Here is a 14,573-nt window from a genome sequence, read left to right as displayed (position 1 = left end):
TTGGAATTCTTGATGGTAAAGTCAAAATTCCAACTGCTCGGCAATGCACATCTTGCAGACCGCATTCGGAGATTCCAAATTGGCATCCTTGACCGGGCAATAGAACACCCCATCCTTTTCCTCAACCTTCAAAGACCCTGGGAAAGGTGTGCCCACAGGATGAATCGGCTCCTCAAGTATGAAAGTGGTGTAGATTGAAATGATCCCATAAATCAATGGGAACTTTGTCTTGGAAGTCACTGACTCGTTAACGTGATATGACTTCAAAGTGGCGATTGCATCAATGAACTCCTCCTTGTCAATGTCATGGTCATAAGTGTTGTTGTCGCTGTGAACATCCTTGATGCGTCCCAGAAAATACTTGACATAGACTGCATGGCTCTTGTGCTTGTAATTTTCCTGCACGTACTTGCTTTCCTCAATCATTTCAGCATTGACCGCCATCAAGTCAAACACTGAAATGGTGCCTGAGTATTCCTTCAATATATCCAGGACGGACTGTGTCGAGATGCTCTGCTCGTTTGAAACGACATTTGAGAAATCATCATACATGTTCAGGGAATCGTTCATTTTTTAACCTCCAATATATAATTTTACAAATCATGGGATTTAAATCTACATCAAGAAATTAACGCCCAACAGTATCACAAGCAAAATGACATTGAAAACCGTGAACACCACCAGGTACCTGGCCTTGAACTCATCGAATTCACGGGCGAGAATCTTGAATGATATGAGATTCGCCATGGATGCTATAAGTGTTCCGAAACCACCAATGTTGATTCCGACAATGATTGCCTCATAATTGGTGCTGAATCCGCTTAGAAGCATTGCCGCTGGAACATTCGAGATTATTTGAGATGTCAAAACGCCGCATATAACCTCATTGCCGACAATCCATTTCTTAAAAATCAATGTGAAAAATGGGATGTTTTCAAGGTTGCCTATTAGAATAAACAATGCAATGAAGGTCAAGAGCAAAAAGTAATCCACTCCAAGGACGACCCTTTTGATGAAGTTCTCCCTGTTGATATCTATTTTCTTAAAGGATAATGGCCGTATCCTGTCATTGGGTGTTAAAAAAGTCAATATCATTAAAAATGCCACCGACACTATTATATAGGGCAACAGCATTAGGAAAAATGAATCGAATGACACATTGGAAACAGTGTACAATACTATATTGTGCGGCGCTCCGATTGGAAGGACCATGCAGCCGACATTCGCCGCAATGGTCTGCAGGCAAACAGTGAATATGATCAAATCGGTTCTGTCTATCTTTCTCAATGCCAATATGGCGAATGGAACGAATATGATTAGTGAAACATCATTGGTTATGAAGATTGAGCTGAAAAAGCATGTGAAAACCAGAAGAAAAACCAATCCCCGAATGCTTTTAACTTTTATTAATAATTTGCGAACAAGAATCTCAAAAATGGTCAAGTTCTTCAGGACTTCAACGATGAGCATTATTGCAAAAAGAAGTATGATTGTGTCCCAGTTGATATAGTTTAAATAGCCAATGCTTGGCCTTACAAAAAAACAGGAAATCAATGAAAGAATCAATGATATTGAGAATATAGTTTCCTTTTTGAAAAATTCCACCAAATCAACCATGATCAATCGGCATCCTCATCAAGGGTTTCGAGAAGAAAACTGACCGGCCGGAAACCGTCATTGCAGGATATCATTGCGGATTTCTTATTCTTCATCCAGCCATCATAAAAATCACTGGCGCCGTTAGCCAAACCCATTACGAATGGTGAAAGGCTTTCCCATGCGCTGTCACAGAAGTTATCGGGCTTTACCCAGCCGTTGGCAATGAATACCTGACCCTCTTCAACGTCACACTCATGCTCAATAGGGTTTTCATATTCCTCGATTAAATCATCGTGCCGGACCTTTCTCATAACCGTGATTTTTACCTTTTTCATCGTCATCACAAAAAAGAATTGAGGATGATTATCCTCTTGTAATAATACTTATAATGTCCCCGTCTTGTAGTTCATAGTCGCTGGCCACGCGCATTTTCTTGCGGGCATCCACCGCATGCATGAACTTGTCCCCGATGTCTGTGTGGACAATGTATGCCAGCTCCTTAGGGGTTGCACCGTTTGGAACCAGGAAACCGTCAGGCAGGACATTGCCCTTCTGGTCAGTGTATTTGTTCTCATCAGAAACCGGATAGACCACAATCCTATCCAACAGCTCGAAAATGCCGTAGTTCAATGCGTCCTGGACACCGGTGCTTCCATAAACGTCAAGGATATTGGTTTGAATATACTCCAAACCTTTCTTCTGCGCCTCGGACAATTCCTCCGGCTTCAATATTTCGAAATGGTCATCCCCCGGCAGATAGCTTATAAGTCCGCTTTCAGCGGCCTTTACAAGTGCAATCTCTGAACCTGCTGAGGTCGGTATCACGTTCGGATATTTTTCCTGAATTCTTTTGATGTTTTCAGCAGAGGTCGGAAGATCAGCCTTGTTTGCAATAATCATCATAGGCTTTGCAATATGCAATATATTGCGGGTTAAATCAATCAAATCCTGTTCTTCCCATTTATTGTAATCAGGTTCGATTGTTCTTTTAGCTTCAATGATATCCTCTATAGCTATGCCCGTACCTGAAAGCTGGTCAAACAGTACTTTTGAAATGTCGAGGTGTTCGGCACCGACTTTCCTTATGAGCCTGACCCAGTTCTTGGAGAGTATCCCATACATCCACATCACAATCTCGTTTTCGAGAAATTCCAAATCATCCAACGGATCATGGCTTCCAGGGTCAACCGGGTTTCCCTCGAGGTCTGTTGAGCCTGATGCGTCGATGACATTGATGAATACTTTAGCCTGCATCAGGTCATCTAAAAACTTGTTACCTAATCCTTTTCCTTCATGCGCTCCAGGAACGAGTCCTGCAACATCTATCATTTCTATTGGAAGCAATCTTTTTCCATCTAAACAGATTGAATTGTGGGGATTGCATGTGACGCCCAGTTCCTTACATGGGCAATCCTTTATTACATGAGCAACCGCCTTGTTAGCATCAATGGTTGTGAATGGATAATTCGCCATTTCCACGGTTGATGCTGTTGCTGAATTGAAAAAAGATGATTTTCCAACATTCGGTTTTCCACAAACTGCAATTTGAAGCATAATAATCACTTGATAATCAATAACATCATAATCTTTGTCTTTAAAATTATATATATTTTCAGAACCAAAATATATTATCATTATGAAAGATGAAGAAATTGACCACCCACAGGCCATGAAAATCAGACAGGGGATTCAGGATGCAATGACCTATTCCCTGCCGGACAAGAATTTCAGTCCAAAAAAAATTGATGTCATTGAGGTGGATATCGAATTGGACAATCTCGGCTGGGATTTCCATAACTTCAGGATTTTAAACCTATGCGACATCCACATGGGCCAATGGATCAACCCCGAGTACCTGGATGACCTGATAGATTATGTCAATACCTTAAATTATGACATCGTCACCCTGACAGGAGATTACGTGTCATATGTCATTGACGGGTATGATGAGGCATTGAAAAAATCATTGGGCAAATTGAAATCCCCTGGAGGAAAGTTTGGGGTTTTGGGCAATCATGACCATTGGATGGGCTCAGATAAGATTCGCGAGATATTCGATCAATGCGACATTGTGGACTTGAGCAATGATGTTCGCCTATTGAGCAGAGGCGATGATAAGCTGAACCTCGCCGGCGTGGACTCATGCACCGTTTGCGCCGATAACCTTGACGCCGTATTGGCCAAGCTGGACGATGACTATCCTACAATACTTCTTGCCCATGAACCCGATTTCGCTCATGAATCATCCCAGACCGGCAGAATCGACTTGCAGATATCCGGACACTCCCATGGAGGACAGCTGATCATACCTATAGTTGAAACCACCCCTTTCAGGGGACCGAATTCCACCAAGTACCCTGTTGGACTTTATAAAGTTGGCGAAATGACACAATACACCAGCAAAGGATTAGGCACCAATTCATTTAGAATAAGAATCAACTGCAAGCCTGAAATAACAATAATAACATTGAAAACAAAAAACAAGCAGCGCATTCCGGTAGAATGAGTTTAAAAAACACTATAATTTCATCCCTGAAAACGGTCATCACAACAGTTTTACTCGTGTTAGCCAACATTGCAGCTATCTTTTTTGTCGACTACATCAGCACTGATTTCAACATAGGCCCCCATTATAATGCCATAATCATAGTTGTGGCATTCACCATTGCCAATGCAATACTATGGCCGGTTTTCAGAAGGTTTATGATGAAGTATATTATCTTAACCTTTGGGATTGGTGCATTAGTGCTAAACTCTCTAATATTCTACATAGCCACATACTTCATCCCTGGCGTTTATGTCGGCTTTTACGGTTTCTGGCAGGTGCCGATTGTCATGGCGATATTCACAACATTCATAACAAACATTACCAACACCAGCTATTATGATTCATACGTCAAAACCATTTTAAGATATGCGATTAAAAGGAAAAGCACTGACGATAAGAAATACCCCGGAGCCATAATGCTTGAAATCGACGGATTGTCATTCAGCACCCTGAAAAAGGCGATTGACAATGGCGTGATGCCAACGCTTAAGAAATGGCTTGAAGAGGAGACCCATGTCCTGAAGGAATGGGAAACCGACCTGTCCTCACAGACCGGTGCAAGCCAGGCAGGAATACTTCACGGAAACAACCAAGACATTGTTGCCTACAGGTGGGTTGAAAAGGAAAATGACAATAGAATCATGGTTTCAGGCAAATTAAGCCATGCGCCAGAGATTGAAAAGAGAATAAGCAACGGGGAAGGATTGCTTGTAAACGGGTTAAGCATCGCCAACATGTTTTCAGGAGACAGCAAACTATCAGCCCTTACCTCATCCCGGTTGAAATCAATCTCAAGGATATATAACAAGACCTTGCATACCGTTTTTTTGGAATCCTATAATTTCCAGAGAATCTTCGTCCTGTTCCTATGGGACATCATACTGGAATTGAAATCACAGCTCATGCATAGAATCCGTAACATTCAGCCAAGGCTTAGGCGAACAATAGTCTATGCTGCAATCAGGGCAGGGGCCAATGTTGTTTTAAGGGAAGCCACCACTGAAATACTCACCAGTGAAATGTTCAGGGGTGAAATCGACACTGCATATGCGACATTCATGGGCTATGATGAAGTGGCGCACCATTCAGGAGTGGAGGATGATGACGTATGGGGCGTTTTAAAGCAGATCGACGTTCAAATCGCAAGACTCACATCCGCCATCGAGATGAACGACCGTGACTATAAGGTGGTGGTATTGTCCGACCATGGCCAAAGCAAGGGCGCAACATTCAAGCAAAGATACGGAATCACCCTTGGAGATTACGTGAGAAGACTCCTGCCGGATGACTTGAAGGTATACTCCACCGAATACAATATTGACCACTTCAGGGATGCAGTCATGCCTGAAAGCAGGCAGCTGCAGAGCATCAGGGAAAGGGTAGATACCATTCGTGATGATCTCTTCGACGATGAGGGTTCCCTTCAAAACATCAGGCGCGAGATTGAAGAGATAAAGCCTGATCTTATTTTTGAAAACGAGCAGTACAGGAACCTGCGTGAAAGATACTCCAATAGCCTGGAATACATTACCGGACATGAGTCAAGACAGCTGAGCACCAAAAAGGCGAGTGATTCTGAACTGATAGTTTTGGGTTCCGGCAATCTGGGTTTGATTTATCTGACAAACTGGAAGCAGCGCCTGAATTATGAGGAGATAGTGATGCTTTTCCCGGAACTGATACCCGGCCTTGTAAGCCACTCAGGAATCGGCTTCATCATGGCCAATTCACTGGCAAATGGTGGAATGGTCATTGGCGAGAATGGAATCTATTACCTCGACAGTGATGAAATCATCGGCGAAAATCCTCTCAACGGCTTTGGAGAGAATGCTTCAAGGCATTTGAAAAGGCAGAATTCATTCAAGAACATGCCTGACATTCTTGTGAACAGTTTCTACGATGAGAGAACAGATGAAGTGTGCGCCTTTGAAGAGCTAATCGGGTCCCATGGAGGATTGGGCGGAAACCAGTCAAGACCATTCATCCTTTATCCGTCAGAATGGAGCGACCCCGGTGATTTGGTTGGTGCCGAATCAATCTATAGATTCCTGAAAAAGGAGATTGGGAATTTAGATTCTTGAAAGCCAATAATCCAGGATTTCCCCAACATCCTCATCGAAACTGATTGTCTTATCCTTGTTTTCAGGTATTGCCTGCGGATAGTCCAGGTTCAAGCGTATCAATGTTGCATTATCGTCACTGTAAGTCATCTGCTCAAATGGGTACCTGATGATTCCCGGAGTGTTGTATCCCACGCCGATTTCAAGAAACACTATATTTCCATCGACCCCCTTGAGGAATTTGGAGTAATTGTGATTCATTTGATGCCATTTGCCGTCCTCGACAAAGGTGTTGTCCACCCTTAGGTTCAGCTCCATTTCACCGCCGCAGACAGGGCATTTCGGAACGAGCTCGGTGGGGATTCTGAAATTCTCGGTCTTTTCAACCCATTCTAAAACCTGTTCCCTGTTCGAGTATAGCTTATGGTGGCATGGTGTCTTGCACTGCAGCAGCCCGTAGTCTCCCTGTGTGGCGAATATTCGACTGTCCTCGAATCCGTTGATCCAGAATTGTGATTCCACGTTAGTTGTGAGGACAAAGTATTCCTTGCCTTCAACCAGCTCCAGCAGCTTCTGGTAGACGCTGGTCTTGCCGACATCATAACGGTTGGCGTAGACATGCCTTGCCCAGTAAGCCCATTTCTCCTCCTGCGTCTTGAAGGGGTAGAATCCTGAGGAGTACATGTCAGTGAAACCGTATTCCTCTATGAAGTCATGGAAGTATTTCTCAAACCTTTCACCAGTGTACTCGATGCCTGCAGCGGTGGACAGTCCCGCACCTGCACCTATAAGTATGTAATCTGCTTCATCAATGGCTTTTTTAGCCTTGTCCAATCTTAAAACGAATTTATCTATTTTAATCATCTCCAAACAACAATTCTTTATATATCATGTAGCTTTCATCAGTGAACACGTTGAAAATCACGTGTTTCAGTGTGGTTTCATTGCTTTTCAAGTATTCCTCAACGGTTCCTATTGCAATTTCAGCCGCCAGGTCCTGCGGGAAGTTGAACACTCCAGTGGATATGCAGCAGAATGCGATTGACTCCAGATTATAGCGGTTTGCAATCTCAAGGCATGACCTATAGCAACTGGCCAGCTCCTCCATGTTCTTATCGGAGGGGCCTGATCCTTGAGGTATAGCCGGACCGACAGTGTGGATCACGTGTTTTGAGGGCAAGTTGTAGGCATCGGTGATTTTCGCCTTTCCAACCTCCTCGTCAACGCCTTGGCTTTTCATTATCCTGCTGCATTCATCCCTTAACTGCAGTCCCGCTGCGGAGTGGATTATGTTGTCTATGCAATTGTGATGGGGGATGAAGCACCCCAAAAGTTTGGAGTTGGCGGCGTTGACGATGGCATCGACCTTCAATGTGACGATGTCGCCCTGCCACAGCATCATCTTTCCTTTGGCTTCGGTGATGTCATCAATGCCGGTCAAATCCTTGCTTAATGTCTCAGCGGTCAAGAACTCATCCTGCACTTTCAGGTACTCGTGCGATATTTCCATTGGCGGCCTGACGTTCATCAGTGATCTGAGCAATGCCCTTTTTGAATGATAATCGTCCGGAATTCTGATTTTTTCTCCACGCTCATCAATCAGGTAGTTGAGCAAGTAGTCCAATTGTTCCATTTCAATCCCTCCCAAAAAAATTTTTGTTAATAATTAATTTAATCCAATGCATTTAAATGATTTTTGTAACCTTATGGAAACCCGGTGAGTTGAAAGTAACCATTTAAATATGATTTAAATCAATTTTTAATTATGAGTGTTCAAAAAATAGTGTGTCCAGTGGATAGGACATTGAACCTGATCAGCAAAAAATGGAGCATACAGATTATCAGGGACATGTTCTTCGGAAAGAAGCATTTCAAGGAATTCAAGGAGGACAAGCCCAAGCTATCCAATAAGGTACTGTCAGGTTGCCTTAAGGAATTGGAGGAAAACGGTTTGATTGAAAAGAAGGTCATAAACACCACTCCAGTCACTACCGAGTATTACCTGACCGATTATGGGCGCTCCATGAACCGGATTGTCTATGAGCTGGCGATGTTCACATTGGATGATGATCTGGATGAAACCTATCCCGAGGACAAGCGCGAGGAACTGAAGGATACTTTCAAGCAAACTTTAAACATTGATGATTAGCATGACTGGTAAAATTTATATTGTTGGAATCGGCCCCGGCGCAAGCGAGTATTTGACCAAAAAGGCGATTGACACCGTCAAGATGAGCGACTACACTGTAGGAAGCACCCGTGCGATTGAATTGTTTGATGATGTTCAAAACAGAATCGCATTCAACGTCAAGGACCTGCTTGACAAGCTGGATGAGGGAGTGAAACTGGCGGTTGATGGAAACACAGTGTCAATACTGTCAACCGGGGACCCTGGCTTTTCAGGCGTTTTGAATACTGTTTTGCGACTTTCAAGGGAGAACGGTTTTCCTGAAGAGGAGATTGAGGTGATACCTGGAATCAGTTCCCTGCAGCTTGCAGCCGCCGAATGCCATATCCAATGGGACAATGCGAACGTGATGACTTTCCATGGTCGTGAAAACATCGAGGACATCCTGCCAGTCATCAACAACGGCAAGACTACCATTGCATTGCCTTCAAGGAAAGTCAAGGACATGGCAAAGTTTCTAATCGACAATGGTGTGGAGCCTGAGCGCAAGGTCACTGTCTGTGAGCGCTTGAGCTACCCTGATGAGAAGATTGTAACCGGCACGTTAAAATGCATTGCGGAGAGTGAATTTACCTACATGTGCATTATTGTCATAGAACCGTAAAATTGTTGCTTAGAATTCATTTTAAAAGTCTTTTATGATTTGATTTTTAAATCAAAGCTTATATGTTCCCAGTACAATACCTTAATTGTTGATTTAAGATTAAATTGACAATTTGAAGGTAGATACTATGAACATGAAAATAAACACCATCTGTTTCATATTACTGTTTTTCGCTCTGATTACAGCTGCAAGCGCAACAGACAGTGATAATGAAACATTAAAAACCATTAATCAACCTGATTACGATCAGGACATTGACAGTGAGGGGAAACTTCAGATGAACACCCACTCGGATGAGGTTCTCTCCAAAAGCGTTGAGAACGATAATGTAGTCAGCTCTTCAGAAAAGACAGTGCTTGCAAGCAAGGCAACATATCACAGCGTCACCCCCGTGAAGGCCAATGTGAAAGTCAACATGAAAGCCCCTAACGTGAAGATGCACTATAAGGACGGCACCAAATTCAAAGTCACACTAAAGGACAACAAAAAGAAAGCAATGAAGAACACGAAAATAAAAATCACCATTGACGGGACAACATACTCCAGGAAAACCGATTCCAAGGGCGTGGCGACACTTGCACTCAATCTTAAAAGCGGAACATATAAGGTAGTGTCAACCTATGCGGGATCAAGTCAATTCGCCAAAAAAAGCGTCAACAGCAAGGTGACAATCAAAAGCACAATTAAATGCAGTGATTTCACAAAATACTATAAGAACACTGCCTCCTATTACTCAACATTCTACGACAAGAAGGGAAAGCTTTTGAAAAACACTGCAGTCAAGTTCAAATTAAACGGCAAAACATATAGCGTCAAGACCAACAAGAAGGGCGTGGGGAAAGTGGCATTGGACCTGAAACCTGGCAAGTATGGCCTATCCTCCATAAACTCAAAGACATCAGAAACAGTGACAAAGACCGTGACAATCAAATCCTTGATTGAAACCAGTGACCTGACAATGAAGGATGGCGACGGCAGCAGGTTCAAGGTAAAAATACTCAACAGCTACGGCAAGGCATCCCCCAACAAGAAGGTCACCATAAAGATTAACGGCCAGACATTCACACAAACCACCGACAAGAACGGAATGGCATCAATACCGCTGGATTATGATGTGGGACAGTACAGCGTGACCACAGAGTACGATGGCTTGAAAAACACTAACAAGATAACAATCAACAAGGCCCTCAAGCATACCACGTTTAGCCACGTGACACTGATTCCGAATTATGTCAACGTGACAGTGCCCTATGGATTCCACAATTCAGACTACACTGTAAAGACTGGAGTTGATGGGATAGTGAAGTTGCCTAAAAATGAAGTGTTCACAGTGCAGGTTGGAGGAAAAGCATATAGATTCTCCACCAGTACAATATTAGGCATCGATTCAATAGTTTTAGGATATAAAACACATTTCATTCCGTTTGACGGAAGCGGAGTCAAAAGCGATTACAATAAAGCGAACCTGAAAGGTGACGGGATTTTAATTACAAAAATGATTAATTACACTAAAATAGAATGCAGAAACACCAACATTATGAACACTGATATGTTCGGAGTGAACATTGATAAGTTTTCGAAGAATACTGAAAGAATAGTCTATGCCCATAACAATGGATTGAAAGCTCAAATCAATTTCATAACTTATGAATATGATGAAATGGGTCTGAAATATAATTTAGCGAAATATTACGGCAAAAACATTAATGACTTTAACATTAAAAGTTATGATGAAGTAACCGACCACAATATGGATAAGGTCAAGTTCACAAATTGCGGAAAACCTATAAATCATGTAGACAAACTAATTTCTACAACTGGATATATACCTGAAGAGGACATCCTCACAAAATTCATCGTCAACGGCGCGGAGGAATATGGGAAGGAAGAGCATATTACCTACGGGCATGGAGAGGATTATGAACTATACCATGGTTTTGAGGCAATACAATCATATGCAATAATCAATGAAAAAGTCACAAAGGACATTGTAGAGAAATGGATGGGAATAGACCAAAAGTACCGGAGCAACTTTAACATAATCTACATTTACGGAATGTTCATGGCAGGCCTTGAAACCGCATGGCTGGCGGACGAAATCGCTGATCACTACGCAAAGGAATTGGATGTGGTCTGGAAAAGGGGAAGCACCGCTACAATACTTGGCGGAATAAACACCAAGGACACCTACCTCCATATTCTAAACGCTGATATGGGCATGAAGGTTATGGGCAATGATGAAAACATTGAACTGTTCAAATATGCCAATTCAATCAACCTGCCAAACATTGAAGAGTACGCACTGAAGCCTTTAAGCGGAGATTACAATGCCAATACAACTAATTCAATGAACGATGTGTTCTCAGCGATAGCCAATGGCAACTACAGCATCACCCAACTGGGCGAGATGCTTTACGTCTTCAATGGAAATGAATCCGCATTCGCACTGAACACAACAAGCGGCGTGTGCAGCGTATTGCTTTCCAGTGGAAAAAGCGTCTACAAGGGATCCAAAATTAGCACCAACACCAAGGGATGCGGCCTTTGCAATGCGGCAAACGACATTTATAATGCCCTTAGCAAATTAACATCAATCAGCAAGCCGGGAATGAAACTATTAACTGATATGATGAATGATGCCAACTCCTATGTTCACACAGTCCATACTTTATTATCATACTCGCTGGGAAAATTAGTTCATGGAGCATCCGGATCATTACTTGCCATTTATGGTTTTATGGCCATGGCTCAAAGAGCAGGATCAAGCTTTAAACAGGACGTGCTTAATGAAAAGGATTGGCATACAGCAATGGATATAGTTACATTTACCCGTCCAGGATATTTCCAAGACAAGAAAGTATACAATATTCCAAATAAAAATGGAGGAATGGACTATATCGAAGTTGAAATAAAAAAAGATGGAAGTCTAAACAGGAATAATGCCAAATATATCAGCAAAGGTCAAACTAAAACATTGACAAAAAAAGAAACCTACAAGTATTTCACTGACGAGCATTGGACACCCTTTAGCATGCCTAAAAAATATTGGGATAAAAGTTGGAAATAAGAATAAACTATAATGAGCCTGCATACTTCATGCAGGTTCATTTTAATTTAATTTAATTAAAGTAAAAATAAATAATTATTTTTATAATGAAGTGAATATTGTACAATATATATTACAGGTGATGATATGAAGATAAAATCTGAAACTATAGCAATACTACTATTCATTTTGTTTGCAATCTTAGTATTCGCAATTGCCCTTACAAGAAATGAGATTTTTAATCAGATATTTGCATTATTAATATTTGTTATCCCTGCATTGATTATTCTCATATATTTTGCATATATACTTATAAAAAATCCTAAAAACATTATTGAAAAGTTGAAAAAACAATCAATTATCATAAAGATCCTAATTGTAATAACAGTAATCTGCTTAATATACGATTTGTATACCGGAAATACAGACATAAGTGGATTTCCTATTTTATTATTAATTATAACATTATTCTGCGAATGGTTCTTTAAAAAAGAGGAAAACAATGGAGAAATATGAAATACTCTTTTCAATAATTATAGTCATCGCATACATAATATGCTCACTAACACTGAAAATCCCAATATATGCGCATTTAATGTTTGGAGCAATACTTTTAGTGATACTGATAATTGGAATACTTTTAAAATTCAAACAAAAGTATGAAAACGAAAAGATCAGCAAAATATTTAGAGCCATATCAATAATTCTAATTGTCTGCTGGGGAATTGCAGGTTATTTGGAAACAATCTATCAAAAAACTTTTTTCATCAATTCCGCATTATTCATAATTTTGATATTGATTGTTGAAGTGATTAGTTGGGTTTTAAGAAAAAATGAGAATGGTTAAAAGTTTAAACTTTTAACTTTTAATTTTATAATTGAATAGCTTCCTGAACAACCTCATCGTTGTCCTCACCATCATATAGGATATGAGCTAGGTTTAAGAGTTTCTCCTGGCCTTTTACCTCATCCTTGAAGAGCGGCACTTCAGCAATGTGCTGGTTCGGGAACTTCTGGTCAATTAAAGCCAATCTCTTTTGCTGCAATTTGTGCCTTGAGTGGCAGAAGTCACAGTCGCAGATATCCGGCATCACCTGGTTGACGATGACACTGTCAACAGTGATATCGTGCTTTCCTAAAGCTTCCAATGCTCTTTCAGACTCATAAATTGACATTTCCTCAGGAATCACAACCATCTTGAAAGTGGTCCTGTCAGGGTCTGACAACACTTCTTTTGCCTTGTCGATTTGCTCCTTGGTTCTTTTCAAATCCTCTGAGGTTTGAGGGTCATCAACCGCATCCATGAAAGGCATGATTTTCTTAAGGGCATTGGTTGCTGAGCCCAATTTAGCCTTGAGCATCATCATCTTGCCCACCCATGAGTCCATGACTTCCGGGAAGGAAAGTAACCTTAATGTGTGGCCGGTCGGTGCTGTGTCGAACACCACCACATCATATTCATCTGAGTTCATCACTGCCATGAACATTTCAAATGCCGCTGCCTCATCCGCACCCGGTGAGGATGATGCCATGTCCAGTTGGTCTGATAAGAAGTCCATGCCCAACAATCCTCCGTTGTCATCAGGGTTTGCCGCTTTTTGGGCTTCAAGCTGTGCCTGTTTTTGCTCCATTGCAACATCAGGGTCGATTTCAACTGCGAATAAATTTGTTTTGATTTCTCTTGGATAGCTTCCTATTGGAACTTCCAGTGAATCAGATAGGGAATGTGCAGGGTCTGTTGACACTATTAATGTTTTTTTGCCCTGTTCAGCCAGCCATAATGCAGTGGCAGAGGATACTGATGTTTTTCCAACTCCTCCTTTTCCACCTATAAAAATGAATGTTGTCTTATCCTTGTTGAATTTGAAATAATCTCTAAATGCCAAAAAAATGACCTCCTTAAATAAAGTTACTTTTAGTTACTAATTGTAACTTTAATTTCTTATAGTATATAAATTTAGTTATTGACAATATTTCAATACAATTTTTTATAAACCCCCTCCCCAATATTATGAATCAAAAAAAATTTCATAGATTTTGTTAATTCCTGATAACTGCAGAAGAGTTAAATACGATAACATATTATGATTAATATATCAAAAATTTACATGTGATAAAATATGGACAATTTAAGAATATCAAAAATACTACTTCCATTAGACATTAAAAGTTTATCAATGATGGAAAGAATATGTTCAATATTAATTTACACAATTCCGCTTCTATTATTAGCTATATTAACATGTATGAACTTAAATGACTTTTTTAGTATTGTAATATGGATATTATATTGCATTTTGTTTAGTCCATGGTTTTATTACCTTTTGAATTATGAAAGATTAGAAAAGAAATACAAAATCATGTCCGATATTAGATTTGGAAATAGCTATGAGTTTTTGTCTAAATTGATGGTATTTTCAGTTCCAGGAATCATTATTACAATAATTACAATTACTTATTTTTTAAACCAATTAAATTTAGGAATCGTTATTTCATCTGCTTTTATTGTACCTTCATTGGCATTATAT

15 protein-coding genes are annotated in these 14,573 nt (G+C 40.8%); 8 read left to right on the top strand and 7 right to left on the bottom strand.

The features are described from left to right. Nucleotides 1–21: 21 nt before the first annotated feature. The 4 genes from QZU77_RS02015 to QZU77_RS02000 are packed head-to-tail and all read right to left on the bottom strand — an operon-like array spanning nucleotide 22 to nucleotide 3,153. Nucleotides 22–570: a DUF2115 domain-containing protein gene (locus tag QZU77_RS02015; protein ID WP_295599254.1), complete on the bottom strand. Its 549-nt coding sequence runs from the start codon at nucleotides 568–570 to the stop codon at nucleotides 22–24. Nucleotides 571–615: 45 nt separating this feature from the next. After that, nucleotides 616–1,605, bottom strand: coding sequence for an SLC13 family permease (locus QZU77_RS02010; RefSeq protein ID WP_295599252.1), 990 nt, complete (start codon nucleotides 1,603–1,605; stop codon nucleotides 616–618). A 14-nt stretch (nucleotides 1,606–1,619) separates the two neighbouring features. Continuing rightward, nucleotides 1,620–1,934 (bottom strand): TIGR04076 family protein, encoded by a 315-nt coding sequence (locus QZU77_RS02005; protein ID WP_295599249.1) that lies wholly within the window; start codon nucleotides 1,932–1,934, stop codon nucleotides 1,620–1,622. A 28-nt stretch (nucleotides 1,935–1,962) separates the two neighbouring features. Further along, complete coding sequence (locus tag QZU77_RS02000; protein WP_295599246.1) at nucleotides 1,963–3,153, bottom strand: redox-regulated ATPase YchF; 1,191 nt, start codon at nucleotides 3,151–3,153, stop codon at nucleotides 1,963–1,965. Between the two features lie 82 nt (nucleotides 3,154–3,235). Here QZU77_RS02000 and QZU77_RS01995 point away from each other — a divergent pair, with 82 nt between their 5' ends. After that, entirely contained in the window at nucleotides 3,236–4,105 is an 870-nt protein-coding gene (locus QZU77_RS01995; RefSeq protein ID WP_295599241.1) for a metallophosphoesterase, read from the top strand. Next, complete coding sequence (locus QZU77_RS01990) at nucleotides 4,102–6,228, top strand: phage holin family protein (RefSeq protein ID WP_295599238.1); 2,127 nt, start codon at nucleotides 4,102–4,104, stop codon at nucleotides 6,226–6,228. The genes QZU77_RS01995 and QZU77_RS01990 overlap by 4 nt, the downstream gene beginning before the upstream one ends. On the opposite strand, the gene QZU77_RS01985 is transcribed toward QZU77_RS01990, so the two are convergent. Further along, a complete protein-coding gene (locus tag QZU77_RS01985) occupies nucleotides 6,217–7,071 on the bottom strand; it encodes a hypothetical protein (RefSeq protein WP_295599235.1) in 855 nt (284 codons plus the stop codon). The two genes, QZU77_RS01990 and QZU77_RS01985, sit on opposite strands and share 12 nt — an antisense overlap. Continuing rightward, nucleotides 7,064–7,840, bottom strand: a complete 777-nt coding sequence (locus QZU77_RS01980) for a protein-ADP-ribose hydrolase (protein WP_295599232.1) — start codon at nucleotides 7,838–7,840, stop codon at nucleotides 7,064–7,066. Before QZU77_RS01980 ends, QZU77_RS01985 begins: the two co-directional genes overlap by 8 nt. 132 nt (nucleotides 7,841–7,972) lie before the next feature. Here QZU77_RS01980 and QZU77_RS01975 point away from each other — a divergent pair, with 132 nt between their 5' ends. The 5 genes from QZU77_RS01975 (at nucleotide 7,973) to QZU77_RS01955 (ending at nucleotide 12,892) form a co-directional block, all read left to right on the top strand. Beyond that, nucleotides 7,973–8,356 carry a helix-turn-helix domain-containing protein gene (locus tag QZU77_RS01975; RefSeq protein ID WP_295599229.1) on the top strand — a complete coding sequence of 128 codons (384 nt, stop codon included), beginning with the start codon at nucleotides 7,973–7,975 and terminating at the stop codon, nucleotides 8,354–8,356. A 1-nt stretch (nucleotide 8,357) separates the two neighbouring features. Continuing rightward, nucleotides 8,358–8,999 (top strand): cobalt-precorrin-7 (C(5))-methyltransferase, encoded by a 642-nt coding sequence (locus tag QZU77_RS01970; protein ID WP_295599226.1) that lies wholly within the window; start codon nucleotides 8,358–8,360, stop codon nucleotides 8,997–8,999. A 127-nt stretch (nucleotides 9,000–9,126) separates the two neighbouring features. Continuing rightward, nucleotides 9,127–12,066 carry a hypothetical protein gene (locus tag QZU77_RS01965; protein ID WP_295599224.1) on the top strand — a complete coding sequence of 980 codons (2,940 nt, stop codon included), beginning with the start codon at nucleotides 9,127–9,129 and terminating at the stop codon, nucleotides 12,064–12,066. A gap of 126 nt (nucleotides 12,067–12,192) precedes the next feature. Then, on the top strand, nucleotides 12,193–12,561 hold the full coding sequence (locus QZU77_RS01960) for a hypothetical protein (protein WP_295599221.1): 369 nt from the start codon (nucleotides 12,193–12,195) through the stop codon (nucleotides 12,559–12,561). After that, nucleotides 12,548–12,892: a hypothetical protein gene (locus tag QZU77_RS01955; protein ID WP_295599218.1), complete on the top strand. Its 345-nt coding sequence runs from the start codon at nucleotides 12,548–12,550 to the stop codon at nucleotides 12,890–12,892. The genes QZU77_RS01960 and QZU77_RS01955 overlap by 14 nt, the downstream gene beginning before the upstream one ends. A 25-nt stretch (nucleotides 12,893–12,917) precedes the next feature. Here the strand turns inward: QZU77_RS01955 and QZU77_RS01950 are convergent, their stop codons facing one another. Continuing rightward, complete coding sequence (locus QZU77_RS01950) at nucleotides 12,918–13,931, bottom strand: ArsA family ATPase (protein WP_295599214.1); 1,014 nt, start codon at nucleotides 13,929–13,931, stop codon at nucleotides 12,918–12,920. Nucleotides 13,932–14,165: 234 nt separating this feature from the next. On the opposite strand from QZU77_RS01950, the gene QZU77_RS01945 reads away from it, so the two are divergent. After that, on the top strand, nucleotides 14,166–14,573 hold a 408-nt coding region (locus QZU77_RS01945; protein ID WP_295599211.1), incomplete at its 3' end, for a hypothetical protein.

This window comes from uncultured Methanobrevibacter sp., from assembly GCF_902774605.1.
Lineage (GTDB): Archaea > Methanobacteriota > Methanobacteria > Methanobacteriales > Methanobacteriaceae > Methanocatella.
The sequence above is the reverse complement of the archived record's forward strand: the minus strand, read 5'-3'. Positions and strand labels throughout refer to the sequence as shown.